Source organism: Glaciibacter kafniensis (genome assembly GCF_039538945.1).
Lineage (GTDB): Bacteria > Actinomycetota > Actinomycetes > Actinomycetales > Microbacteriaceae > Cryobacterium > Cryobacterium kafniensis.
Map to the genome: position 1 here is coordinate 115,609 of NZ_BAABCN010000018.1, position 25,145 is coordinate 140,753.

At 62.9% G+C, this 25,145-nt stretch carries 19 protein-coding genes; all 19 read left to right on the forward strand.

The window, feature by feature from the left end:
- Positions 1-162 precede the first annotated feature (162 nt).
- The 19 genes from ABD791_RS21000 to rplR all read left to right on the forward strand — a co-directional run bounded on the left by ABD791_RS21000 (position 163) and on the right by rplR (position 25,132).
- Positions 163-7,965, forward strand: coding sequence for a DUF5979 domain-containing protein (locus ABD791_RS21000; RefSeq protein ID WP_345069906.1), 7,803 nt, complete (start codon positions 163-165; stop codon positions 7,963-7,965).
- Between the two features lie 318 nt (positions 7,966-8,283).
- On the forward strand, positions 8,284-16,032 hold the full coding sequence (locus ABD791_RS21005; RefSeq protein ID WP_345069909.1) for a DUF5979 domain-containing protein: 7,749 nt from the start codon (positions 8,284-8,286) through the stop codon (positions 16,030-16,032).
- 950 nt (positions 16,033-16,982) lie between these two features.
- On the forward strand, positions 16,983-17,291 hold the full coding sequence (gene rpsJ, locus ABD791_RS21010; protein WP_005050520.1) for a 30S ribosomal protein S10: 309 nt from the start codon (positions 16,983-16,985) through the stop codon (positions 17,289-17,291).
- Between the two features lie 11 nt (positions 17,292-17,302).
- Positions 17,303-17,962: a 50S ribosomal protein L3 gene (gene rplC, locus ABD791_RS21015; RefSeq protein ID WP_345069910.1), complete on the forward strand. Its 660-nt coding sequence runs from the start codon at positions 17,303-17,305 to the stop codon at positions 17,960-17,962.
- A gap of 3 nt (positions 17,963-17,965) precedes the next feature.
- The gene (gene rplD / locus ABD791_RS21020) at positions 17,966-18,616 is read left to right on the forward strand and encodes a 50S ribosomal protein L4 (RefSeq protein ID WP_345069912.1); all 651 of its coding nucleotides are present in this window, start codon (positions 17,966-17,968) and stop codon (positions 18,614-18,616) included.
- Complete coding sequence (gene rplW / locus ABD791_RS21025; protein WP_345069913.1) at positions 18,616-18,918, forward strand: 50S ribosomal protein L23; 303 nt, start codon at positions 18,616-18,618, stop codon at positions 18,916-18,918. The genes rplD and rplW overlap by 1 nt, the downstream gene beginning before the upstream one ends.
- A 26-nt stretch (positions 18,919-18,944) precedes the next feature.
- Positions 18,945-19,784: a 50S ribosomal protein L2 gene (gene rplB, locus ABD791_RS21030; protein ID WP_345069914.1), complete on the forward strand. Its 840-nt coding sequence runs from the start codon at positions 18,945-18,947 to the stop codon at positions 19,782-19,784.
- A 9-nt stretch (positions 19,785-19,793) separates the two neighbouring features.
- Positions 19,794-20,075, forward strand: a complete 282-nt coding sequence (rpsS, locus tag ABD791_RS21035; RefSeq protein WP_345069915.1) for a 30S ribosomal protein S19 — start codon at positions 19,794-19,796, stop codon at positions 20,073-20,075.
- Between the two features lie 25 nt (positions 20,076-20,100).
- Entirely contained in the window at positions 20,101-20,466 is a 366-nt protein-coding gene (gene rplV, locus ABD791_RS21040) for a 50S ribosomal protein L22 (RefSeq protein WP_345069916.1), read from the forward strand.
- Complete coding sequence (gene rpsC, locus ABD791_RS21045; RefSeq protein WP_345069917.1) at positions 20,466-21,224, forward strand: 30S ribosomal protein S3; 759 nt, start codon at positions 20,466-20,468, stop codon at positions 21,222-21,224. Before rplV ends, rpsC begins: the two co-directional genes overlap by 1 nt.
- A gap of 2 nt (positions 21,225-21,226) precedes the next feature.
- On the forward strand, positions 21,227-21,646 hold the full coding sequence (rplP, locus tag ABD791_RS21050) for a 50S ribosomal protein L16 (RefSeq protein WP_345069919.1): 420 nt from the start codon (positions 21,227-21,229) through the stop codon (positions 21,644-21,646).
- Complete coding sequence (gene rpmC / locus ABD791_RS21055; RefSeq protein ID WP_345069921.1) at positions 21,646-21,984, forward strand: 50S ribosomal protein L29; 339 nt, start codon at positions 21,646-21,648, stop codon at positions 21,982-21,984. Before rplP ends, rpmC begins: the two co-directional genes overlap by 1 nt.
- 2 nt (positions 21,985-21,986) lie before the next feature.
- Complete coding sequence (gene rpsQ, locus ABD791_RS21060) at positions 21,987-22,286, forward strand: 30S ribosomal protein S17 (protein WP_179580142.1); 300 nt, start codon at positions 21,987-21,989, stop codon at positions 22,284-22,286.
- Positions 22,287-22,319: 33 nt separating this feature from the next.
- Positions 22,320-22,688 carry a 50S ribosomal protein L14 gene (gene rplN, locus ABD791_RS21065; protein ID WP_345069925.1) on the forward strand — a complete coding sequence of 123 codons (369 nt, stop codon included), beginning with the start codon at positions 22,320-22,322 and terminating at the stop codon, positions 22,686-22,688.
- A 3-nt stretch (positions 22,689-22,691) separates the two neighbouring features.
- On the forward strand, positions 22,692-23,051 hold the full coding sequence (rplX, locus tag ABD791_RS21070) for a 50S ribosomal protein L24 (protein ID WP_345069926.1): 360 nt from the start codon (positions 22,692-22,694) through the stop codon (positions 23,049-23,051).
- Positions 23,051-23,659: a 50S ribosomal protein L5 gene (gene rplE, locus ABD791_RS21075; protein WP_345069927.1), complete on the forward strand. Its 609-nt coding sequence runs from the start codon at positions 23,051-23,053 to the stop codon at positions 23,657-23,659. The genes rplX and rplE overlap by 1 nt, the downstream gene beginning before the upstream one ends.
- 157 nt (positions 23,660-23,816) lie before the next feature.
- On the forward strand, positions 23,817-24,215 hold the full coding sequence (rpsH, locus tag ABD791_RS21080) for a 30S ribosomal protein S8 (protein WP_345069929.1): 399 nt from the start codon (positions 23,817-23,819) through the stop codon (positions 24,213-24,215).
- 6 nt (positions 24,216-24,221) lie between these two features.
- The gene (rplF, locus tag ABD791_RS21085; protein WP_345069930.1) at positions 24,222-24,758 is read left to right on the forward strand and encodes a 50S ribosomal protein L6; all 537 of its coding nucleotides are present in this window, start codon (positions 24,222-24,224) and stop codon (positions 24,756-24,758) included.
- A gap of 2 nt (positions 24,759-24,760) precedes the next feature.
- Positions 24,761-25,132: a 50S ribosomal protein L18 gene (gene rplR / locus ABD791_RS21090; protein WP_345069932.1), complete on the forward strand. Its 372-nt coding sequence runs from the start codon at positions 24,761-24,763 to the stop codon at positions 25,130-25,132.
- Positions 25,133-25,145 lie beyond the last annotated feature (13 nt).

The following is a 25,145-nucleotide window of genomic DNA, read 5'->3' on the forward strand; positions in this document are numbered from 1 at the left end:
CACTGCCGATAGTGAACACCGTGCCCATTTTGGGGACGTTGCGTTCACAAACTAAATTGCACAAGCTATGACTGGATACCGGTGATCGTGCAACCCGAATCCGCTGTGATGCTGCAACCCGAATGCGCCCTGATGCTGCAACCCGAAGGCTTTGAAATAAAAATGAATACGCTACGCGTGCGAGCCCGCCGACAGCACCCACGTGTGAAGGCCTTCGCGGCCGCGCTCGTCTCGACGGCCCTCATCGCCTCGATGTTCATCGTAACGGCTGCACCGGCCGCACCTGCCGCCGCCGCGGGGGCATCCGTTGGCACGGTGAGCGGCACGGTCTTCGAGAACTTCGACAGCTCGGGGTGGAAGGCATCAGCCAAAACCGGTGTTGTGGACTCGCTCCCGGTCGCCGGTGTCACAGCGACGGCCTACGACGCCCAGGGTGACATCGTCGGATCCGGCGTGAGTGCGGCCAACGGCAACTACACGATCAACGTCGTCGGCGCCTTCTCCAGAGACGTGCGGGTGGAGTTCTCCGGCTGGTCGGAGCCACTCGAGCCGGCATTCGCCGCCCAGGGCGCCGCCCCGCAGACCGGAGCCGCCGCGAACGACACGAGTGTGCAGTTCCTCACGCTGAACGCCGCCAACAACGCGACCGGCGTCGACTTCGGCTTGGTCGAGCCAGAGCAGGTTGTCCAAGCAAACGCGCCGATCGCCACGGCGATCCAGTCCGCTGGGTTGACCTCGGGCAACGCCGCCGATTTGACCGCGATTGTCGCCCAGCCCTGGCTGCTGCAGGGCGAGGCCACCGTCACGTCGAGCAATGTCCTCGACAAACTGAACAATGTGGCGACGTACAGCCAAGTCGGTTCGGTCTGGGGAATGGCGTACGCCCGCCAGTCAAACGACCTGCTCGTTGCTGCGTCACTGAAGCGGATGTCGGCACTCGGCGCGCTGGGGCTGGGCGGGATTTATCAGACGCGCAACGTGGTCTTGCCCAACGGGTCGGTGAACCCGAACGCGGCGCCAGCGGGCTGGTTCAGTTTCGACGGCCTTCCCGTCGCCAACGCGGGAGGTGCGCCGCTCGCCATCCAAGCCGAATCCGGGGTCAAACACGTTCCGACTGACGCCGCCCGCGGCCTGGGCAACGCCGGCAACCCCATCCCTGACATCGAGATGTTCGCGTTGTCCGCGCGCGTCGGCCTGGGCGGTATCGCGACCTCGCCCGATGGATCTCGCCTCTTCGCAGCCAACCTCTACGACGGTCAGGTCTACGCCGTCGACGTCGCCAACCCTGCGGTTGCCCCGACGAGCACCGACCGCATCAGCACCCCCGTCAGTGCAACGCAGGCGATCTGGGCGGTCACCACACACGACGACCGTTTGTACATCGGCTACGTCGACACGGGCGACAGCGCCGCCGGTGTCGCTGACCCTGGCAACTCTGCGAAGGCGAAGGGGATTAAAGCGTACGTCGCATCCATCCCGCTCGCGGACATCGTGAACGGTTCGGATGCGTCCGCGAGCTGGACGACCGAGCTGACTGTTGACCTGGGGTACACGAAGGGAACAAACATCGTCGGGTGGAAAACGCCCAACAACAGCAATATGGCTCTTGTCTACCCGCAGATCTCACAGTGGAACAGTTGGACAGACCTCTGGACATGGACGGGCGCGACCAAAGGCACCGTTCAGCTACCGGCCTACGCCGGCCAGGCTGACCTGCAGCACTACCCGCAGGCCATTCTGAGCAGCATCGCGTTCGATGGCGACGGCTACCTCAACCTCGGGTTCGCAGACCGCACCTCGACACAATCAGGCAACACCAACTATTCCGCAACCATCAATCACGGCACCGCACGCTGGTCGGCCGTCTCCAACGGTGACATCTTGGTCGCGGCCCCTAGCGCACAGTGGCAGGCGGCCGGGACGACGGGGTGCCCGACGGTGAAGCCCGCCACAAACTATGTGCTCGAGTGCAATGGCAAGGTCGGCGACCGTGCGGTGCGCAAGACCACGAAGTCAGGCCAAGCCCGCACCGACACCGACAAAGAAGGCCCCGTCAACGGTGAGTTCTTCAACGACCGGCGCGACCTCGGCACCGGAACAAGCCACAACGAGAACGCGTTGGGCGCGGTCGTCACCTACCCGGGAATGGGTAACGGCGTTGCCACAACCGCGATCGATCCGCGGAGCGGCGCGTACCGCTCCGGTCTCATGTGGTTCGACCAGGACACCGGAATCGCGGACCACGGTATTGATCTGATGGCAGGCACCGGCGCGAATGGCGCGCCACGGTTCCAGAAGGCCGGCGGCCTGGGCGGCGTCGCCCTCCTGGCCGTGGCTGCGCCCGTCGAGATCGGCAATCGGGTCTGGCTCGACGCCGACCTCAACGGCCGTCAAGACGCCGACGAGCCCGCCATCAATGGCGCCGAGGTGCAGCTGTGGACAGCGGATGTCGAGGGGAATCCCGTCGACAAGGTCGCCACGCGCACGACCAAGACGGTCGACGGCCAGCCCGGAACCTACTCTTTCCGCACCGACGACGCCGATGTCACCGCGGCGACCAACACGCATCCGTTTGTGGCCAACGCCTCATACGTCTTGGTCTTCCCGGCCAACAGCGGCGCGGTCGCCCTGGCCGGCCCGAACGCCGGCAACGCCGGTTTCGTGGGCCTCAATTGGAGTGACCTCCAGCGCACCACCGCCGAAGTGAGCGTCGCACCGACCGCAACAAACGGCGGCACGACCGAACTGAACGACTCGAACCCCGACGTGACGACCGGTCGCTACACGCTCTCGGTCGGCGGCCCTGGCGAGAACAACCACAGCTACGACGCGGGCTGGTATTCGGCGAACAGCTATGAGGTGACGAAGGCTTTCAACCCGTCAAACGTTGCGCTCGCTGCCGACGCCAGCTACACCTTCACCGTCGTCGGGGCGAAGAACTTCCGCGGTGAGGAGCGGCTCGCTGCGGGAGGCCCGGCGCTGCCGCTGGGCCCTGGAGTGCCGACCGACCCCCAGGTCACCGAAACTGCGCTCACGCTTTTGTCGCCGAACTGGGCGCTGACGACGCAGAAAGCACTGCCGCTCGGCTACCAGCTTGTGCTCCAAGAGCAGAACGCGACCGCAACGAGCGTGACCTGGAATGCGCCGGTGACGGGCAACACCGCCCAGGGCACGGTGACGATCACGCCGAAACGCGGTGCGGCAGCAAGCGCCCGAGTCACGGCCACGAACGAATTCGGCAGCTTCACGGTCAAGAAGACCGTGTCTGGCGCCGCAGCATCGAGCGTGGCCCCGAGCGTGAAGTTTCAGCTCGAATACGCGCTCGATGGCGGAGTGACGCAGACAGCCTGGGTGTCGAAGGACACACCATTCTCGCTCGGCAACGTTCCACTGGGCGCGACGGTGAAGCTCAAAGAGTCGAACCCGATTGTGACCGATCCCGCCATCGTGCCGGGCGTCGAGTGGGGCACGCCTACCTGGACCAAGCCGGCGAGCGTCAGCGGGCCAGACACAGACGGCTGGTACTCGTTCACCATCACCGCGGCGAACCGCAACCTGAGCCTGGAACTCAACAACGTCGGAATACCCAGCATGGGAGGCTTCAGTATTCTGAAGTATCGTGAGGCCGGTGAGCCGTTGCCCGACCAGGCCTTTGGCTTTCAGTACAAGGTTGGCTCGGGCGGCACACCCGTCACTCTCGGCCCGATCAAGGCCGGCCAGTCCGTGAGTACCCCGTCGACAATCATCGGTGGATCGACGGTGTTCGTGCGGGAGATCGCACCGAGCGATTCCAACGCTGTGAAGTGGGACGCACCGGTCTGGTCGGGATTGCCCGACGGAGCCACCGGCCCGGATGCCGATGGCTGGTACTCCTTCACGTTCAATCCGAAGGCTTCGTCGCCACTCGAGTTGACGGCCCGTAATAAGGGGAGCCAGCAGTACGGAGAATTCACCTTTGAGAAGCAAGTAGATATCACCGGCACTCCGGATGTCGCAGACAAGAAGTTTTTGTTCAAGTACCGCACCGCGCCACCCACCGATGGCACTGCACCGGTGTTCGGCGGGTCGACCGTGATTGAGCTGAGTGCCGGCGAGCGCTGGCCGGCGCTGGGGCTGGATCCGATTCAACTGCCCGTCGGCACCACCGTCGAGTTTTTTGAGGCGCGGCTCGACAACACACCGGGTATCTCGTGGAAGACGCCGACCTGGACGGTCAATGGCGCTCCGGCCACCGTCGTCAACGGCTGGACTCGATTCACGATCAAGCCGTTCGCTACCGAGGGGGTCGAGGCGATCGTGGCAACAAACCACGTCGAAGAACTCGAGGGCTTCACCCTGCGAAAGGCCTTCGTCGGCACGGGTGTGGACAAGGTCACCACTCAAGAATTTCCTGTGCAGGTGCAGATCGACGGCGGAGCTGTTGAGGATATCGTCCTCGATGGTGACGGTACCGCCTGGCAGCGAGAGGACCTGCTCGAGGGAACGATCGTGCGGGTCAGGGAGCTGTCGCCGCCCGACGTCACCGGGATTGAGTGGGGCGACCCGATCTGGACGAACGGAACAGGCACTGTTCTGACGCAGGATGACGACGGGTGGGTTGAGTTCGAGATCGGCGACGCCTCCGAGAGCGCCGAACTGACGCTGACGAACACGCCGACTCTTCTCGGCGAGTTCCAGCTGAAGAAGACCCTTGCCAAGATCGGTGAGCCCACCGTGCCCGCCAACTACACCTTCTACTACAAGATCGGCAGTGACCCGGAAGAGAAGATCGTTCTCGCTGCCGGGGAGTTCTCGGCTGTCATCGGCGACCTGCCGATCGGCACGGAGGTCAGCGTGCGCGAAGCGCCCCCAACGCCACGGGCGGATGTCGCGTGGACGACCGAGTGGAAGATCAACGGGGCTGAGACGACTCCCGCCGGCGATGGCTGGGTGAAGTTCACGATCTCCAAGACGACGACCCAGTTCACGATCGAGGCCAGGAACACCTCAACGCAGCTGCATGGCCGTTTTCAGGTTGCCAAGACCGTGACCGGTGACGGTGCGTCGCTCGTTCCCGATGACACGCCGTTCATCTTCGAATACACGCTGAATGGCGGCACGCGCCAGCGGGTCACGGCGACGCCGGCCGCGGCATCCGAGTTCATCGCCGGCCTGCCGTTTGGCACGACTGTCACGATCACGGAGGTGCTCTTCCCGGAGATCCCCGGGATCACGTTCAACCCGAACCCGGGCTGGAAGCTCAACGGTGCTTCCGTTGCTTCTCCGGTGACGTTCACGATCAACGGCACGGACCTGGTCGAACTCAGCGTGGAGAACACCGCGAAACTGGTGAAGGGCTCGTTCGAGCTCACCAAGGCGATCACCGGGGATGCGGCAAATCGCATTCCCGCGAATGCCAGCTTCACGGTGGAATACAGCATCGATGGCGGTGGCACCTGGCTGGCCCTCGACACCATCACGAAGACACGCCTGACCGTTGTAAGCCCTGAGTTCAACGAGGGAACTGCCGTTTTGGTGCGTGAGGTCGCGCCGACCGATGGGGTGGCCTTCGAATGGGGAGACCCTGAGTTCTTCGTCGATGGTGCTTCTCAGGGCGCGAGCGCGCATCTCATCATCACGAAGGATGCGGTGGGGCCGGCCATCACGGTGGCGCTGAACAACCCGGCGCTTCCTCTCAACGGCACATTTGACGTGGCCAAGCGGGTCACGGGTGATTTCGCATTGACTGCTCCCGAGCTGGCGAAGCGCACCTTCACGGCGAAGTGGTCGGGCGGTGGGCGTACCGGTTCGATTGCTTTGAACGCGGCGAATGGCTGGAAGAACGGCCCGGGCGGTGCGCCGTTCCCTGCGGGAACCGTGATCACGCTCACGGAGGGTGCGGTGACGGGTCTGCCGGCGAACGTTCGCTTCGACGGGTACAGCTGGCTGAAGGATGTTCCGGGGGTGACGGTGTCGGCAAACGGCAAGACCGCAACCCTGACCGTGGCGACGGGTGACCCGGCGCATTTGGTGCTGATTAACGAGTTCCCTGAGTTGAAGGGCACGTTCAATGTCGAGAAGATCGTCGATGGTGCGTTCAAGCTGACGGATGCGGAGCTGAAGGGGCTCACTTTCACGGTGAAGTACACGACCAGCACCGGTGTGAGCGGGTCGCTTGCGCTCAACAATGCCGGTGATTGGAAGGCCGCGGCGGGGCGGATGTTCTCGACCGGCACGAAGGTCACGCTCACCGAGGTGGCGGTCAAGCAGAGCACGCTGTCGCCGCATGTGAAGTGGGACGGTTATACCTGGATGCCCGGCAGCGGTTACACGGTCAGCAAGGATGGCCAGCGGGCATCCGTCGTGATCGGTGACAACACCGACGTGGCGCTCACGCTGCGCAATACGTTCCCTGAGTTGAAGGGTTCGTTTGCGGTGCAGAAGTTCGTCGACGGCGACTTCGAGCTGACCGACCGTGAGCTGCGGGCGCAGACCTTCGTGGCGGCGTACACCACCAGCAACGGAAAGAGCGGCACGCTCGATCTGAATGCGAAGAACGGTTGGTCCGCTGTGGCTGGCACGCTTCCGGTGGGCACGACGGTCACGTTGACCGAGGTGACGCCGACGAAGCTGGCACCCAATGTCAACTGGGACGAGCATCACTGGATGCCGGCCGCGGGGGTCAGCATCTCGAAGGACGGCCACACGGCGTCACTGACGGTGAGTGCCGATGAGCCTGTTGTGCGCCTCGAGCTGAAGAACACGTTCACCGAGCCGAAGAACGGCTTCAGCGTGCAGAAGGTGGTTGAGGGTGACTTCGCTCTCACTTCGCCGGAGCTTGCCGGTTTGACGTTTGCGGTGCCGTATACCGCGAGCAATGGCGCGAAGGGTTCGCTGGAGTTGAACGCGGCTGGCGAGTGGGCAGCTGCGACCGGCGAGGAGTTCCCGATCGGTACGAAGATCACTGTGACCGAGGCGGAGGTTGCGGGGTTGCCGGCGCATGTGCAGTGGGCTGATTACGCGTGGCTCGACGGCTCGGGCTACACCGTGTCGAAGGACAAGAAATCCGCGTCGTTCAGCATCACCGACGAACTCGACGAGCTCGACGAACTCGGCGAGTTCGTTCAGCCGAAGCTGACGCTGCAGAACAGCTTCACCGAGATGCACGGTGGGTTCTCCTTGACGAAGAAGGTGACGGGTGCTGCTGCCGAGCTGGTGCCGAACGACCTGGCGTTCACGGCGGAGTTCTCGCTCGACAACGGCGCATCCTGGGCGGCTCTGCCGGCCGTGACGAAGGGCAAGCTGGTGAAGGGCCCGAGCGACATCAAGCTGGGCACGACGGTGCTGATTCGGGAGACGACTCCGGCCGCCGTGCCAAACGTCACCTGGGGTGCCCCGGTCTTCTCGGGGACCGGCATCACGCCGGGCGCGGCGGGTGCGGCGGGTGCGCCGGCCTCGTTCGTGGTCGACTCCACCGCCACACCGGTGAAGGTGGTTCTGACCAACCCGACGAATCCGAAGAATGGCCAGTTCCAGGTGACCAAGAAGATCACCGGGGCAGGGGAGTCGTTGCTGAAGAAAAACCCGAGCTTCACCGTGAAGTTCAGCTATGACGGCCAGAAAACCCCGGGGGAGTTCTCGATCAAGGCCGGCGAGTTCGCGTCGTCCGAGCCGATCAGAAGTGGAACGGTGGTCACTATCACCGAGGTGCTTCCTGAGGATGGTCTAGTCGAGGGCGCGTCGTGGGGCACCCCGGTGTTCGTTCGCCCAGACGGAACCGTGCTGCAGAACGGAGCGACGATCACGATCGGCGCCGACACCGTGATCGCGTTGCAGCTTGAGAATCCGACGCGCCCGGAGCTGCCGGAGACCGGTAGCGACGTGCTTGGGGCGGGCCTCATGCTCATGACGTTGCTGGCCGGTGTGGGCGGGTGGCTCCTGCTGATCGAGCGGCGCCGTCGCCGATATGGTCCGATGCGCAGCTGAGTCATCGGTGCATGACTGAAGGGGTGGATACCGTCTGGTATCCACCCCTTCAGTCTGTGCCGCGTGGCGGCATCCGGCCCGCGTGACGTGATTCTGTGCGGGGACGTTCCACACCGTAAACCCGCAAATAATGCGCCAATTTTGGGGCGTTGCGTACACAAATGGCAAAACGCTACCGTGAATTTAGAGTACCTGAACTCTTGCAACTCGAGTCCGCACGTGATAGCGCGACCCGATTGCGCCCCGATATTGCAACCCTGAAGCTTTGGATCAAAATTGACGACACTGCACGCACGAGGCCACCGACAGCACGCACGGATGAAGGCCTTGGCCGCCGCGATCGTCTCGACAGCACTTATCGCCTCGACGTTCATCGCAACGGCCGGCCCTGCTGACCCCGCCAGCGCAGCGGGGGCCGCCGATGGCACGGTGAGCGGCACCGTCTTCCAAAATTTCGACAGCTCCGGGTGGAAGGCATCAGCCAAAACCGGTGTTGTGGACTCGCTCCCGGTCGCCGGTGTCACGGCGACGGCCTACGACGCGCAGGGTGACATCGTCGGGTCCGGCGTGAGCGCCACCGACGGCCGCTACACGATGACCGTCGACGACGCGTTCTCCGATGCCCTGCGGGTGCAATTCTCCGGCTGGTCGGAGCCACTCGAGCCGGCATTCGCCGCCCAGGGCACCTCCCCGCAGACCGGAGCCGCCGCGAACGACACCAGCGTGCAGTTCGTCACGCTGAACGCCGCCAACGCGGCGACCGGTGTCGACTTCGGGCTGATCGATCCCGATCAGGTCGCCCAAGCGAATGCACCGATCGCCACGGCGGTTCAGTCCGCCGGTGGGCTGGCCGCCTCTAAACTCTTGCCCGCTGTCGTTGCCCAACCTTGGCAGTTGTCAGGCGAAGATGTGGCCCCCAGCAAGATCTCCACAGTGGCCAAGTTTGGCGCGACCGGCTCAATCTGGGGCATGGCCTACGCTCCGCAATCGAATGACCTCTTCGTCGCCGCGTCGCTGAAGCGCATGTCGGACCTCGGCCCGCTGGGTCTGGGCGGAATCTATCGGACGCCAGGCATCTTGTCAGCGAACGGATCGGCGAACACTACGGCGACAACGACGGGTTGGCTCAACTTGTCTGGCCTTCCCGTCAGCAACGCCGGCGGTGTTCCGCTCGATATCGGCGAGTCTCTCATTCCAACGACCGCAGACCGGAAGCTCACGACCGCGATCACCCCCCTCCGCGAAATCCCGGTGTTCAAGGAGTCCGGCCGTGTCGGCATCGGCGCCCTCGCCACCTCGCCTGATGGATCGCGTCTCTTCGCCACCAACCTGCGCGACGGCGACGTTTACGCCGTCGACATTTCCAACCCTCAGGTCGCACCCACGAGCACCTACCGCATCGAGACCCTGGTGAGCGCGACGCAGGCGATCTGGGCGGTGGAGGTGCACAAGGACCGGCTCTACATCGGCTACGTCGACACGGGAGACACCGCCGCCCGCGCGACCGACCCGGGAAAGTCTGCTGCCTCGAAGGGGATGAAGGCGTACGTTGCATCCACCCCGATCGCCGGCGTCCTGAACGCCCCGAGCGCCGCCCCGGGGTGGACGACCGAGCTGACCATCGACCTCGGCTACGCCAAGGGCTCGAATATCGCGAACTGGGCGGCACAGAGCGACGCGAAGATCCCCCCGAAGTTTGAAGCCAAGTTCCCGCAGCTGAAGCAGTGGAACAGCTGGACCGATGAGTGGAGCTGGGGTAGCGGCGCCACTGCCGGTGCCGTGGCGATGGAGGGTGACACTGTAGATGTCAATCTCCACGCCTATCCTCAGGCCATCCTGAGCAGCATCGCGTTCGACGCTGACGGCTATCTCAACCTCGGCTTCCTCGACCGCACATCGGTGCAGTCTGGCAACCGAAGCTATGGCGCAGTAACAGGCACCGATAAGACTTTGTGGACCACTATCAGCAACGGCGACGTGCTGGCCGCGGCGCCCGTGGAGCTGTCGGGGGCCGCCGCTCAGGGATGCCCCGCGACGGTGCCGGGCGAACGCTATGTGCTCGAGTGCGCGGGCAAGGTCGGCGATCGTGCGGTGCGCACGACCACCACCACCCCCACCAGCACCAATCCGGTTGGTCAAACTCCGACCTTCAACAACCTCCAGGGGCCGGGCGGCGGAGAATTCTTCAATGACAGGCGCGAGCTTGGCACCGAGGCGGGCACCACGAATACCGCAATCAAGATTGAGAACCACAACGAGAACGCTTTGGGTTCGGTCACCAGCTACCCGGGTTCGCGAGAAGTTGCCACGACCGCCATGGACCCGCTGAGCACGGCTTACCGCACCGGGATCATGTGGTTCGATGAACGCACCGGGGCCGCGACACGCGGCATCGATCTGGTCGCCAAGGGCGCCACTCGAGGATCAACGAGCTTCCAAAAGTCCGGCGGGCTGGGTGGTACCGCGCTGCTCGCCCTGGCAGCGCCCGTCGAGATCGGCAACCGCGTCTGGCTCGACGCCGACCTCAACGGACGCCAAGACGCCGACGAGCCGGCCATCAATGGCGCTGTCGTCGAATTGTGGACAGCGGATGTCGAGGGGAAGCCCGCAGACAAGATCGCCACCCGCACGACCGCGACGGTCGACGGTCAGGCAGGAACCTACTACTTCCGCACGGATGACCCCGATGTCACCGCGGCGACCAACGCGCATCCGTTTGTGGCCAACGCCTCGTACGTCTTGGTCTTCCCGGCCGGCAGCGGCAAGGTCAGCCTGGCCGGCCCCAACGCGGGCAACGCCGGCTTTGCGGGCCTCACCTGGAACGACCTCCAGCGCACCACCGCCGACGTGCGCGTCGCAGCGACTGCAACAAACGGCGGCACGACCGAGCTGAACGACTCGAACCCCAATGTGGCGACCGGTCGCTCCGCAGTCGCGGTCGGCGACCCAGGCCAGAACAACCACACGTACGACGCCGGCTGGTCTTCGGCGAACAACTACGAGTTGGCGAAGAGCTTCAACCCGAGCAACATTGTGGTCCCTGCAGGAACCAGCTATACCTTCAACGTCATTGGGGCGAAGAACTTCCGTGGTGAGGATCGTCTCGCCTCTGGCGGGCCCAGCGTTCCGAGTGACCCCCAGGTCAGCGAGACGGAGATGACACTCACCACTCCGAACTGGATGCGCACCTCGACGGTTGCGCTGCCGCTCGGCTACCAGCTCGTGCTTCAAGAGAAGAACGCGGTGGCGGAAAGCGTGACTTGGAATGCGCCGGTGGCGGGCAACACCGCCCAGGGCACCGTGACGATCACGCCGAAACGCGGTGCGCTGGCTAGCGCCCGCATCACGGCGACGAACCAGTTCGGCAGTTTCACGGTCAAGAAAACCGTGTCTGGCCCAGCGTCAACGCGTGTGCCCGCTGACACGAAGTTCCAGATTGAATACGCCCTCGATGGCAAAGCGGCGAAGACTGCTTGGGTGTCGAAGAACACGCCATTTGTGCTCGGCAATCTTGCGCTGGGCACGACGGTGAAGCTCAAAGAGTCGAACCCGATCGTGACCGATCCTGCGGTTGTGCAGGGCGTGACCTGGGGAACGCCGACCTGGGCGTCGGCACCGGGCGTCACCGGGCCTGACGCGGCCGGCTGGTACTCGTTCACCCTCACCGCGGCAGACCGCAATCTGGAGTTGAGCCTCAATAACGACGCGAAGACCGTCACGGGGGGCTTCAGCATTCTGAAGGCTCGTGCGGCCGGTGAGCCGGAGCCCAACAAGACGTTCAGCTTTCAGTACAAGGTCGACGTGGCCGGCACGCCCGTGGCGCTCGGCCCGATCAAGGCCGGTCAAACCGCGAGCACTCCGTTGACGATTATCGGCGGATCAACGGTGTTCGTGCGAGAGATCGCACCGAACAACTCCAGCACTGTGGAGTGGGCTGCCCCGGTCTGGTCGGGATTGCCCGACGGGGCCACCGGTCCGGATGCCGACGGCTGGTACTCGTTCACGTTCAATCCGAAGCCTGCGGCGCCACTCGTGTTGACGGCCTTGAACCAGGGGATCCAGCGGTACGGAAAATTCACATTTGAGAAGCAAATGGATATCACCGGCACCCCGGATGTCGCAGACAAGAAGTATTTGTTCAAGTACCGCACCGCGCCACCCACCGATGGCACAGCGCCGGTGTTTGGTACGTCGACCGTGATTGAGCTGAGTGCGGGCGAGCGTTGGCCGGCGCTGGGGCTGGATCCGATGGAATTGCCCGTCGGCACCATCGTCGAGCTTCTTGAGGCGCGGCTGGACAACAAGCCGGGTATTTCGTGGAAAACGCCGAGCTGGACGGTCAATGGCGATCCTGCGACCGTCGTCAATGGCTGGACTCGATTCACGATCAAGCCGTTCGCTACTGAGGGGGTTCAGGCGCTCGTGGTGACAAACCACGTCGAGGAAACCGTCGGTTTCACCTTGCGGAAGGCCTTCGTCGGCACGGGTGTGGATAAGGTCACGGCCCGTGGTTACCCGGTCGAGGTGGAGATCGGTGCCGACCCGGTACAGAGCTTTGACCTCGCCGGTAACGGCGATGCCTGGGAGCATCCGGCTGTACTGCCCGAGGGAACCATCGTGAGGGTCAGGGAGCTGACACCGCCGGCCGTAACCGGGATTGAGTGGGGTGACCCGATGTGGACGAACGGTGCCGGCGATGTTCTGACGCAGGATGGCGCCGGCTGGGTCGAATTCGCGATTGGCGACGCCACCCAGAGCGCCGAATTGACGTTGACGAACGCGCCGAGTCTTCTCGGCAGGTTCACGGTGAAGAAGACGCTGGTCAAGACCGGTAACCCGGTCGTGCCGCCTGACTACACCGTCGACTACGAGCTCGACGGCGTAGCGCAGACTCCAATCGTGCTTGCCGCCGGGGCAACCTCGAGGGTCATCGGCGATCTGCCGCTCGGCACGGTTGTGAAGGTGCACGAAAGGGCTCCCGATGCGGTTTCGGGCGTTGAGTGGGCCTCGGCATGGACGATCGATGGCGCGAAGGCGACCCCTGATTCCGACGGATGGGTAACCTTCACGATCGCCGACACGACCACCCCGGTCGCATTCGAGGTCAAGAACACCGCCACGACGCTCTATGGCCAGTTCCAGGTCGCCAAGACTGTGACCGGCGACGGTGCGTCGCTCGTGCCCGATGACACCCCGTTCATCTTCGAATACACACTGAATGGCGGCACGCGCCAGCGTGTCACGGCCACGCCGGCCACAGCATCCGAGTTCATCGGTGGTCTGCAATATGGCACGGTCGTCGCGATCGAGGAGGTGCTCTTCCCGAAGATCCAGGGGATTTCCTTCAACGAGAAACCGGGCTGGAGGCTCAACGGTGCATCCGTCGCCTCTCCTGTGACGTTCACGATTGACGGTACGGATCTGGTCGAACTCAGCGTGGACAACACCGCAACCCCGGTGAAGGGCTCGTTCGAGCTGACCAAGGTGCTCACGGGCACTGCGGTAGATCGCATTCCCGACGACGCCAGCTTCACGGTGGAGTACAGCATCGACGATGGTGGCACCTGGTTGCCCCTTGACCTGATCACGAAGACACACCTGACCGTTGTGAGCCCTGAGTTCATCGAAGGAACCGCCGTTCTGGTGCGTGAGGTCGCGCCCACCGATGGGGTGGCCTTCGAGTGGAAAGACCCCGAGTTCTTCGTCGACGGCGCATCCCAAGGCACGAGCGCGCATCTCATCATCACGAAGGATGCGGTGGGGCCGGCGATCAAGGTGAAGCTGAACAACCCGTCGCTGCCTCTCAACGGCACATTTGATGTGGCCAAGCGGGTCACGGGCGATTTCGCATTGACAGCTCCCGAGCTGGCGAAGCGTACCTTCACGGCGAAGTGGTCGGGCGGCGGGCGTACGGGTTCGATCGCTTTGAACGCGGCGAATGGCTGGACGAACGGTCCGGGTGGTGCGCCGTTCCCTGTGGGAACCGTGATCACGCTCACGGAGGGTGCGGTGACGGGTCTGCCGGCGAACGTTCGCTTCGACGGGTACAGCTGGCTGAAGGATGTTCCGGGGGTGACGGTGTCGGCGAACGGCAAGACCGCAACTCTGACCGTGGCGACGGGTGACCCGGCGCATTTGGTGCTGATTAACGAGTTCCCTGAGTTGAAGGGCACGTTCAATGTCGAGAAGATCGTCGATGGTGCGTTCAAGCTGACGGATGCGGAGCTGAAGGGGCTCACTTTCACGGTGAAGTACACGACCAGCACCGGTGTGAGCGGCTCGCTTGCGCTCAACAATGCCGGTGATTGGAAGGCCGCGGCGGGGCGGATGTTCCCGACCGGCACGAAGGTCACTCTCACCGAGGTGGCGGTCGCCCAGAGTTCGCTGTCGCCGCACGTGAAGTGGGACGGTTATACCTGGATGCCCGGCAGCGGTTACACGGTCAGCAAGGATGGCCAGCGGGCATCCGTCGTGATCGGCAACGATACGAACCTGGCGCTCACGGTGCGCAACTCGTTCTCTGAGTTGAAGGGTTCGTTTGCGGTGCAGAAGCTGGTCGAGGGCGACTTCGAGCTGACCGACCGCGAGCTGCGGGCGCAGACCTTCGCCGTTGAGTACAGCACCAGCACTGGGAAGAGCGGAACGCTTGATCTGAACGCGAAGAACGGCTGGTCTGCTGTGGCAGGCAAGCTTCCGGCGGGCACGACGGTCACGTTGACCGAGGTGACGCCGGCGAAGCTGGCGCCCAACGTCACCTGGGATGAGCACCGCTGGATGTCGGCGGCCGGGGTCACCATCTCGAAGGACGGCCACATGGCGTCATTCACGGTGAGTGCCGACGAGCCTGTTGTGCGTCTCGCGTTGAAGAACACGTTCACGGAGTTGACGAACAGTTTCAGCGTGCAAAAGGTTGTGACGGGCGATTTCGCTCTCACCTCGCCGGAGCTTGCCGGTTTGACCTTTGCGGTGCCGTATACCGCGAGCAATGGCGCGAAGGGTTCGCTGGAGTTGAACGCGGCTGGCGAGTGGGCAGCTGCGACCGGCGAGGAGTTCCCGATCGGTACGAAGATCGCTGTGACCGAGGCGGATGTTTCGGGGCTCCCGGCGCACGTGCAGTGGGCTGATTACGCGTGGCTCGACGGCAATGGCTACACGGTGTCGAACGACAAGAAGACGGCGTCGTTCACCATCACGGAAATCGGTGAGCCGAAGTTGAAGTTGACGCTGCAGAACAGCTTCACCGAGTTGCTTGGTGGGTTCTCTCTGACGAAGAAGGTGACGGGTGCTGCTGCCAAGTTGGTGCCTGGCAACCTGAAGTTCACGGCGGAGTTCTCGCTCGACGGTGGCGCATCGTGGAAGGCTCTGCCGGCCGTGACGAAGAGCAAGCCGTCGGTAAATGGCCCGGGCGACATCAAGCTGGGCGCGACGGTGTTGATTCGGGAGACGACTCCGGACACCGTGCCGGGCGTTTCCTGGGGCGCCCCGGTCTTCTCGGGAACCGGCATCACGCCGGGCCTGGCGGGTGCGCCGGCCTCGTTCGTAGTCGGCTCCACCGATACACCGGTGAAGGTGGTGCTCACCAATCCGACGAACCCTCAGAACGGCCAGTTCCAGGTGACCAAGAAGATCACCGGTGCGGGGGAATCGTTGCTGAAGGGCGACCCGCGGTTCACCATGAAGTACAGCTATGACGGCCAGAAAACCCCGGGGAAGTTCTCGATCAAGGCGGGCGAGTTTGCGTCGTCCGAGCCGATCAGGAGCGGAACGGTGGTCACCATCACCGAGGTTCTCCCGGAGGATGGCCTGGTCGATGGTGCGTCGTGGGGCACGCCGGTGTTCGTTCGCGCCGATGGAACGGTGCTGCAAAACGGAGCGACGATCACCATTGGCACCGACACGGTGATCGCGTTGCAGCTGGAGAACCCAACCCGTGCGGAGCTGGCGCACACAGGTAGCGACGTGCTCGGTATCGGCATCCTGCTGATGACGTTGCTCGGCGGTGTGGGTGGATGGCTCTTGCTGATCGAGCGTCGTCGTCGCCGCAGCTACGGACCGATGCGTAGCTAAGTCATCGCATCATGACGGAGGGGGTGGATACCGAAAGGTATCCACCCCCTTTCGTGTCTTCTCTCGCTCGGGCTCGGCGCGATGTCGTTGGTTGAGCTTGTCGAAACCAAGTGAGCCGATCCTCAGACTCGTGCGGCGGCATCCGCTCGCCGTGTCGAGACGAGTGTTCGTAAACGGGGAGCTCTTCAACCGAGGAAAGCCGCCGCGCCCCGCCCGTTGAAAACCGTGACGCCGGCTGAACGCAATGGGCGCGGCGGTTTTCGACCCGCGCAGCGCCGTCGGCCCGATCTTGCCGTGCGCGGATGCTGCTGCGCGGGTCGGGCGCCGACGCGCGGGTTGGCGCCGGCTAGCGTAGCGGCGCCCGACCCGCGCGACGCGATTCTGCCCGAGGTTGCCCGCGCGCCCGACCCGCGCTGCGGCGCACGACCGCGCGGAGACATCCGCTGGCCAGACACACGACCCGTGCGACGGCATCCGCCCCGCTCCGCGACGCTCCACCCGCCCGACGACGCGCAACCCAACTCTCGCGGAACGACGGGCGAGAAGCCCGCGGAACGACGGGGGAGACCAGACACGCCGAGCGCGACACGCCCGGGTTGCAAATAGACCCATTTCTATGGCAGACTCTTCTAGTTCAACACTTTCGACTGCAGCGCTCTGCGCAGCATCGAGATCACTGCCAGGCAGTGCATAGCCGCTCTTTTGGGAGTCTGGGCTAGGCCGCGGGGAGCAGAACGAAGCTAAAACCAACAAGCCCTGACATGGGTAAACCATGTCTACGCAACGTTGGCGTCGGCTTGACCAGGGCCTGTGTTTGTTCATTGGGCCTTGTACAAGCCGAAATTGACAGAAGAACAGTGGTGCCACAGCAGTAGTGCTACGACGGCGTCCAATGCCATCCCCGACACATTCGGGGGAGGTAAGACGCCTTGACAGAGAGAGAGTCCGACATGGCGGGACAAAAGATCCGCATTCGACTTAAGTCATATGACCACGAGGTCATTGACACCTCGGCGCGCAAGATCGTCGACACCGTCACCCGTGCGGGTGCAACAGTCGTCGGCCCCGTGCCGCTTCCGACCGAGAAGAACGTGGTGTGTGTCATCCGTTCGCCTCACAAGTACAAGGACAGCCGGGAGCACTTTGAAATGCGCACCCACAAGCGTCTGATCGACATCATTGACCCGACGCCGAAGGCTGTCGACTCGCTTATGCGTCTCGACCTCCCGGCTGACGTCAACATCGAGATCAAGCTCTAAGGGGGCCACGGATGTCTTACGCAGATACCAAGACCGCCAAGGGCCTGCTCGGCAAGAAGCTCGGCATGACCCAGGTGTGGGACGAGAACAACAAGCTTGTTCCCGTGACCGTCATCGAAATCGCGCCGAACGTCGTGACCCAGATCCGCAGCACTGCAGTTGACGGCTACAACGCCGTGCAGATCGCTTCCGGCGCTATCGACCCGCGCAAGGTGAACAAGCCCTCCGCAGGTCACTTCGACAAGGCCGGCGTCACGCCGCGCCGCCACCTCACCGAAATCCGTACCGCGGATGCCGCTGACTACAACCTCGGCCAGGAGCTCACCGTTGACGGTGTCTTCGCTGCTGGAATCAAGGTTGACGTCATGGGCACGAGCAAGGGTAAGGGCTTCGCCGGTGTCATGAAGCGTCACAACTTCAAGGGTGTTTCCGCCTCGCACGGTTCACACCGTAACCACCGTAAGCCCGGTTCTATCGGTGCTTCCTCGACCCCGAGCCGTGTCTTCAAGGGCATGCGCATGGCCGGTCGTATGGGTGGAGAGCGCGTTACCGTGCTGAACCTCAAGGTTCACTCGGTTGACGCTGAGAAGGGCCTCCTGCTGGTCAAGGGCGCCGTTCCCGGTGCCAAGGGCCGCCTCGTATTCGTTCGCAACGCAGTGAAGGGAGCGTAGTCAATGGCTACCGCACTCGACATCGTCGACGCCAAGGGCAAGAAGGCCGGCTCCGCTGAGCTGCCCGCCGAACTCTTCGACGTTCAGACCAACATCCCGCTGATCCACCAGGTCGTCGTCGCGCAGCTCGCTGCCGCACGTCAGGGAACGCACAAGACCAAGGGTCGCGGCGAGGTTTCCGGCGCCGGTCGCAAGCCGTTCAAGCAGAAGGGAACCGGTCGCGCTCGTCAGGGCTCGATCCGCGCCCCTCAGATGACCGGTGGTGGCATCGTCCACGGACCGACCCCGCGCAGCTACGACCAGCGCACCCCCAAGAAGATGATTGCTGCAGCTCTTCGTGGCTCGCTGTCCGACCGCGCCCGCGGTGGACGCCTGCACATCGTTGAAGCACTCTTCACGGGCGAGACCCCCAGCACGAAGGTTGCCCTGGAGCTGCTGAACAGCATCGCTTCGAGCAAGCACGTGCTGGTCGTTCTCGAGCGCACCGACGAGCTGACCTTGCGCAGCATCCGTAACGTTCCGACGGTTCACGTTCTTTCGTGGGACCAGCTGAACGCCTACGACGTGCTCGTCAGCGACGACATTGTCTTCACCAAGGGCGCGTTTGACGCGTTCGTGGCGGCAAAGACCAAGAAGGAAGAGGTGTCCGCATAATGGCTACCGCTATCAACAAGGACCCGCGCGACGTCATCATCGCTCCGGTCGTCTCTGAGAAGAGCTACGGCCTGATCGATCAGGGCAAGTACACCTTCATCGTGGACCCCCGCTCGAACAAGACCGAGATCAAGCTCGCTATCGAGAAGATCTTCAAGGTCGAGGTCGCGTCGATCAACACGCTCAACCGTGTCGGCAAGACCCGCCGTACCAAGTTCGGCATCGGCAAGCGCAAGGACACCAAGCGTGCCATTGTCACGCTGAAGTCCGGTTCCATCGACATCTTCACGGCCGTCGGCTAACGCGGCACGGATTAGAGGGATAACAAATGGCTATTCGTAAGTACAAGCCCACGACCCCAGGTCGTCGCGGTTCATCTGTTGCGGACTTCGCAGAGATCACCCGTTCGACGCCTGAGAAGTCGCTGCTTCGTCCGCTGTCCAAGACCGGTGGTCGTAACAACCAGGGTCGCATCACTACTCGTCACATCGGTGGTGGCCACAAGCGCCAGTACCGCGTGATCGACTTCAAGCGCAACGACAAAGATGGCGTCAACGCCAAGGTCGCTCACATCGAGTACGACCCGAACCGTACGGCACGCATCGCGTTGCTGCACTACGTTGACGGCACCAAGCGTTACATCGTTGCTCCGAACAAGCTGAACCAGGGCGACATCGTCGAGTCGGGAGCCGGCGCTGACATCAAGCCCGGTAACAACCTGCCGCTGAAGAACATCCCCACCGGTACGATCATCCACATGATCGAGCTGCGTCCGGGTGGTGGCGCCAAGATGGCCCGCTCCGCTGGTGCGTCGGTTCGCCTCGTGGCCAAGGATGGCCCCTACGCTCAGCTGCGCTTGCCGTCCGGAGAAATCCGTAACGTCGACGCTCGCTGCCGCGCAACCATTGGTGAGGTCGGCAACGCCGAGCAGTCCAACATCAACTGGGGAAAGGCCGGCCGTATGCGTTGGAAGGGCGTTCGCCCGACCGTACGTGGTGTCGCCATGAACCCGGTCGACCACCCGCACGGTGGTGGTGAAGGTAAGACTTCCGGTGGACGTCACCCTGTCTCCCCTTGGGGCCAGAAGGAAGGGCGCACCCGCCACATCAACAAGGAAAGCGACAAGCTTATTGTTCGTCGCCGTACCGTCGGCAAGAAGCGTAAGTAGGAGTAGACGATGCCACGCAGTCTCAAGAAGGGCCCCTTCGTTGATGACCACCTGCTCCGCAAGGTTGTCACGGCGAATGAAACCAAGAGCAAGAACGTAATCAAGACCTGGTCACGCCGGTCGATGATCATCCCCGCCATGCTGGGACACACCATCGCCGTGCACGACGGTCGCAAGCACATCCCGGTGTTCATCACCGAAACCATGGTTGGTCACAAGCTCGGTGAATTCTCGCCGACTCGTACCTTCCGTGGCCACGTGAAGGACGACAAGAAGGGCCGTCGCCGCTAACGCGGTGGCGAAAGGAGGAGAAGAAATGGTGGAGTCGATCGCACGTGTGCGTCACATCCGCGTTACCCCCCAGAAGGCTCGTCGCGTTGTCAACCTGATCCGCGGCAAGCAGGCTATCGAAGCACTGGCAATCCTGAAGTTCGCCCCTCAGGGTGCGAGCGACCCGGTGTACAAGCTGGTGGAGTCGGCCATGGCCAACGCCCGTGTCAAGGCAGATGCCTCGAACAGCTTTCTGGACGAGCAGGACCTGTACGTCAGCAGCGCATTCGTTGATGAGGGCACCACCCTCAAGCGTTTCCAGCCGCGTGCACAGGGCCGCGCATTCCAGATTTTGAAGCGCACGAGCCACATCACGGTTGTGCTCGCCACTCCTGAGGAGGGTACGAAGTAATGGGACAGAAAGTAAACCCCTATGGCTTCCGTCTGGGAATCACCACCGACCACGTGTCGCGTTGGTTCTCCGACAGCACGAAGCCGGGTCAGCGTTACAGCGACTTTGTTGCTGAAGACGTCAAGATCCGTAGCCTGCTGAGCACCAGCCTCGACCGTGCGGGCGTTTCCCGCATCGAAATCGAGCGCACCCGTGACCGCGTCCGCGTTGACATTCACACTGCCCGTCCGGGCATTGTGATCGGTCGTCGTGGTGCAGAGGCCGAGCGCATCCGTGCCGACCTCGAGAAGCTCACGGCCAAGCAGATCCAGCTGAACATCCTCGAGGTCAAGAACCCCGAGGCTGACGCTCAGCTCGTCGCTCAGGGCATCGCAGAGCAGCTCTCCGCTCGTGTGGCTTTCCGCCGCGCGATGCGTAAGGGCCTGCAGGGTGCACAGCGCGCCGGTGCCAAGGGTGTTCGTATTCAGGTCTCCGGCCGCCTCGGCGGCGCCGAGATGAGCCGTTCGGAGTTCTACCGCGAAGGCCGTGTGCCGCTGCACACCCTGCGCGCTAACATCGACTACGGCTTCTACGAAGCCAAGACCACCTTCGGCCGTATCGGCGTGAAGGTCTGGATCTACAAGGGCGACATCACCAACAAGGAACTCGCTCGCGAGCAGGCGAACGCAAAGTCGTCGCGCCCCGAGCGTCGTGACGACCGTCCCCGCCGTGCGCCCCGCGCAGAGCAGGCACCGGTTGCAGCAGGAGTTGAGGCATAACCATGTTGATTCCACGCAAGGTAAAGCACCGCAAGCAGCACCACCCGGGCCGTAGTGGCCACGCAACCGGTGGTACCACTGTTTCGTTCGGTGAGTACGGCATCCAGGCGTTGACCCCCGCTTATGTGACCAACCGTCAGATCGAGTCCGCTCGTATCGCCATGACGCGTCACATCAAGCGTGGCGGAAAGGTGTGGATCAACATCTACCCCGACCGTCCGCTCACCAAGAAGCCGGCCGAAACCCGCATGGGTTCCGGTAAGGGTTCTGTTGAATGGTGGGTCGCGAACGTCAAGCCGGGTCGTGTGTTGTTCGAGCTGAGCGGTGTCTCTGAGACCGTTGCTCGCGAAGCACTGACCCGTGCAATTCACAAGCTGCCCCTCAAGGCACGCATCATCAAGCGCGAGGAGGGCGACGCATAATGGCGATCGGATCCAAGGAGCTCGCCCCAGACGAGCTCGACACTTTTGACAATGAGCGACTGCTCGAAGAGCTGAAGAAGGCCAAGGAAGAGCTGTTCAACCTGCGCTTCCAGTCGGCCACCGGTCAGCTCGAGAGCCACGGCCGCCTGCGTGCGGTCAAGCGCGACATCGCTCGCATCTACACGATTATTCGTGAGCGCGAGCTGGGCATTCGTGCCACGCCTGTCGCGGCTCCGGTTGAGGCTCCGGCCAAGGCTGAGAAGAAGACAAAGAAGGCCAAGGCCGAAGCTTCCACTGAGGATGCTGCAGCCGAGGCCGTCGAGACGAAGGAGGCCTAGTCATGGCGAAGTCTGACGAGAAGGTCGTCGCTGCCGAGGCTGAGGCTCTCGTACGCGGTTACCGCAAGACGCTGCGTGGTTACGTGACCAGCGACAAGATGGACAAAACCATCGTCGTCGAGGTCGAAGACCGCGTGAAGCACCCCCTGTACGGCAAGGTCATCCGCCGTACGTCCAAGCTGAAGGCTCACGATGAGGCGAACTCTGCCGGCATCGGCGACCTGGTCCTGATCAGTGAGACCCGTCCGCTCAGCGCCTCAAAGCGCTGGCGCCTGGTCGAGATTCTCGAGAAGGCCAAGTAAGCCTCGCGCTTGCTTGAAAGAAGGAGTTAGAAAGTGCTTCAGCAAGAATCACGACTCAAAGTTGCCGACAACACGGGCGCCAAGGAACTCTTGACCATCCGCGTTCTCGGTGGCTCTGGCCGTCGCTACGCAGGTATCGGTGACATCATCGTCGCCACCGTCAAGGACGCGATCCCCGGCGGCAACGTCAAGAAGGGTGACGTCGTCAAGGCTGTCATCGTTCGCGTCAAGAAGAACACCCGTCGTCCCGACGGTTCGTACATTAAGTTCGATGAGAACGCCGCAGTGATTTTGAAGAACGACGGTGACCCCCGCGGCACCCGTATCTTCGGACCGGTCGGTCGCGAGCTTCGCGACAAGAAGTTCATGAAGATCATCTCGTTGGCACCGGAGGTTATCTAAGTCATGGCCAGAATCAAGAAGGGTGACCTCGTTGAGGTCATCACCGGCCGCACCCAGGCTCGCGGCGGAGACCGTGGCAAGCAGGGGCGCGTGCTCGAAGTGCAGGTTGAGAAGAACCGTGTTCTCGTAGAGGGCATCAACTTCGTCACCAAGCACGTTCGCGTCGGCCAGACCCAGCGCGGCACCAAGACCGGCGGCATCGAGAAGTTCGAAGCCCCGATCCACGTGTCCAACGTTGCGATCGTTGACCCGGAGACCAAGAAGCCGACCAAGGTCGGCGTGCGTATCGAAGAGGTAACGAAGGACGGCGTCACCAAGACGGTCCGCGTTCGTTACGCCAAGAAGTCAGGTAAGGACCTCTGATGACTGACACTGCAGTTGAAGCTGGCGTCGCGCCTGTTGCGGCCATCCAGCCTCGCTTGAAGCAGAAGTACAAGGACGAGATCGCCGCTGAACTCAGCAAGGCACTCGGCTTCACCAACCCGCACCAGATTCCGACGCTCACCAAGATCGTTGTGAACATGGGTGTCGGCGAGGCAGCACGCGACGGCAAGATCATTGATGGCGCCGTTGCCGACCTCGTCAAGATCACGGGCCAGAAGCCGATGATCAACAAGGCACGCAAGTCCATCGCGCAGTTCAAACTGCGTGAAGGACAGCCCATTGGCGCGCACGTCACCCTGCGTGGCGACCGCATGTGGGAGTTCCTTGACCGTCTGCTCAGCCTGGCGCTTCCGCGTATCCGCGACTTCCGCGGACTCTCCGACAAGCAGTTCGATGGCAACGGAAACTACACCTTCGGTCTGACCGAGCAGGTTATGTTCCACGAAATCGACCAGGACCGGATCGACCGTCTTCGCGGCATGGACATCACTGTTGTGACGACCGCCAAGAACGACGAGTCGGGCCGTGCGCTGCTCAAGGCTTTGGGCTTCCCGTTCAAGGCTGCGGAGAACGCAGAAAACAAGTAGTCAGTAAAAACAAGTAGGCTTACGTAGTTCTGCTTGGGTTTACCCTGCTTGACCAAAGATTTACCCTCGGGGGCTGGACATCCGTCCAGCCCCTCCACCGCGAAGGTCGTCAGCCGTGTAACGGCTGCACGAAACCGGGCGAGAAAGGCACCACAAAATGACAATGACAGATCCGGTCGCAGATATGCTGACCAGACTGCGCAACGCTAACTCGGCGTACCACGACACAGTGTCGATGCCGCACAGCAAACTCAAAGCGCACATCGCAGACATCCTCAAGGCCCAGGGATACATCTCGGCCTGGGATGTCAAGGATGCAGAGGTCGGAAAGACCCTCACGCTGAGCCTCAAGTTCGGCCCCAACCGTGAGCGTTCGATCGTCGGCATCAAGCGGGTTTCCAAGCCCGGCCTGCGCGTGTACGCAAAGTCGACTGAGATCCCCACGGTTCTCGGCGGCCTCGGCGTTGCCATCCTGTCCACCTCCAGCGGTCTGCTTACTGACCGTCAGGCAGAGAAGAAGGGCGTAGGCGGAGAAGTTCTCGCCTACGTGTGGTAGCCGACAATGTCACGTATTGGAAGACTGCCCATCGAGGTTCCCGCCGGCGTCACCGTTTCGGTTGACGGCCAGCTGGTCTCGGTGAAGGGCCCGAAGGGCGAGCTGACGCTCACCGTCGCCAAGCCCATCGAGGTCAAGCTCGAAGACGCACAGGTTCTGGTCACGCGTCCCGACGACGAGCGCGCTTCGCGTTCGCTCCACGGACTGACCCGTACCCTGATCCACAACCAGATCATCGGTGTCACCCAGGGTTACTCCAAGGGACTCGAGATCGTCGGTACCGGTTACCGTGTCGTCCAGAAGGGCACCTCTGTTGAGTTCGCCCTGGGCTTCTCGCACCCGGTCCTCATCGAACCGCCCGCCGGCATCGTTCTGACCGTTGAGGGCAACACCAAGCTCATGGTCAGCGGTATCGACAAGCAGGCCGTCGGCGAGGTCGCCGCCAACATCCGTAAGATTCGTAAGCCTGAGCCTTACAAGGGCAAGGGTGTGCGTTACGCCGGCGAGATTGTTCGCCGCAAGGCCGGAAAGAGTGGTAAGTAACCATGGGTCTCGGAACTAGAGGTAAGAGCAAGTCAGCTGCCCGCGGTCGTAGGCACACCCGTCTGCGCAAGAAGATCGAGGGCACCGCGGTTCGTCCGCGCCTGATCGTCAACCGCTCGGCTCGTCACGTATTCGTGCAGGTCATCGACGACAGCAAGGGTCACACCCTTGCGTCGGCGTCCACGCTCGAAACCGGTCTGCGCACCTTCGATGGTGACAAGACCGCCAAGGCCCGCAAGGTCGGCGAACTTGTCGCCGAGCGCGCAAAGGCTGCCGGAATTGAAGCCGTCGTATTCGACCGCGGTGGAAGCAAGTACGCGGGTCGCGTCGCTGCTGTCGCCGAAGGCGCGCGAGAGGGTGGGTTGGACCTGTGAGCACTGAAACCCC

What these genes read in the sequence shown, in the direction of transcription:
- rpsH (WP_345069929.1), top strand. Translation starts at nt 23,817, where the DNA reads ATGACAATGACAGATCCGGTCGCAGATATGCTGACCAGACTGCGCAAC.
- rplP (WP_345069919.1), top strand. Translation starts at nt 21,227, where the DNA reads ATGTTGATTCCACGCAAGGTAAAGCACCGCAAGCAGCACCACCCGGGC.
- rplB (WP_345069914.1), top strand. Translation starts at nt 18,945, where the DNA reads ATGGCTATTCGTAAGTACAAGCCCACGACCCCAGGTCGTCGCGGTTCA.
- rplC (WP_345069910.1), top strand. Translation starts at nt 17,303, where the DNA reads ATGTCTTACGCAGATACCAAGACCGCCAAGGGCCTGCTCGGCAAGAAG.
- rplV (WP_345069916.1), top strand. Translation starts at nt 20,101, where the DNA reads ATGGTGGAGTCGATCGCACGTGTGCGTCACATCCGCGTTACCCCCCAG.
- rplX (WP_345069926.1), top strand. Translation starts at nt 22,692, where the DNA reads ATGGCCAGAATCAAGAAGGGTGACCTCGTTGAGGTCATCACCGGCCGC.
- rplD (WP_345069912.1), top strand. Translation starts at nt 17,966, where the DNA reads ATGGCTACCGCACTCGACATCGTCGACGCCAAGGGCAAGAAGGCCGGC.
- rpsC (WP_345069917.1), top strand. Translation starts at nt 20,466, where the DNA reads ATGGGACAGAAAGTAAACCCCTATGGCTTCCGTCTGGGAATCACCACC.
- rpsJ (WP_005050520.1), top strand. Translation starts at nt 16,983, where the DNA reads ATGGCGGGACAAAAGATCCGCATTCGACTTAAGTCATATGACCACGAG.
- rplR (WP_345069932.1), top strand. Translation starts at nt 24,761, where the DNA reads ATGGGTCTCGGAACTAGAGGTAAGAGCAAGTCAGCTGCCCGCGGTCGT.
- rpsQ (WP_179580142.1), top strand. Translation starts at nt 21,987, where the DNA reads ATGGCGAAGTCTGACGAGAAGGTCGTCGCTGCCGAGGCTGAGGCTCTC.
- rpmC (WP_345069921.1), top strand. Translation starts at nt 21,646, where the DNA reads ATGGCGATCGGATCCAAGGAGCTCGCCCCAGACGAGCTCGACACTTTT.
- ABD791_RS21005 (WP_345069909.1), top strand. Translation starts at nt 8,284, where the DNA reads ATGAAGGCCTTGGCCGCCGCGATCGTCTCGACAGCACTTATCGCCTCG.
- rplE (WP_345069927.1), top strand. Translation starts at nt 23,051, where the DNA reads ATGACTGACACTGCAGTTGAAGCTGGCGTCGCGCCTGTTGCGGCCATC.
- rplW (WP_345069913.1), top strand. Translation starts at nt 18,616, where the DNA reads ATGGCTACCGCTATCAACAAGGACCCGCGCGACGTCATCATCGCTCCG.
- rplF (WP_345069930.1), top strand. Translation starts at nt 24,222, where the DNA reads ATGTCACGTATTGGAAGACTGCCCATCGAGGTTCCCGCCGGCGTCACC.
- ABD791_RS21000 (WP_345069906.1), top strand. Translation starts at nt 163, where the DNA reads ATGAATACGCTACGCGTGCGAGCCCGCCGACAGCACCCACGTGTGAAG.
- rpsS (WP_345069915.1), top strand. Translation starts at nt 19,794, where the DNA reads ATGCCACGCAGTCTCAAGAAGGGCCCCTTCGTTGATGACCACCTGCTC.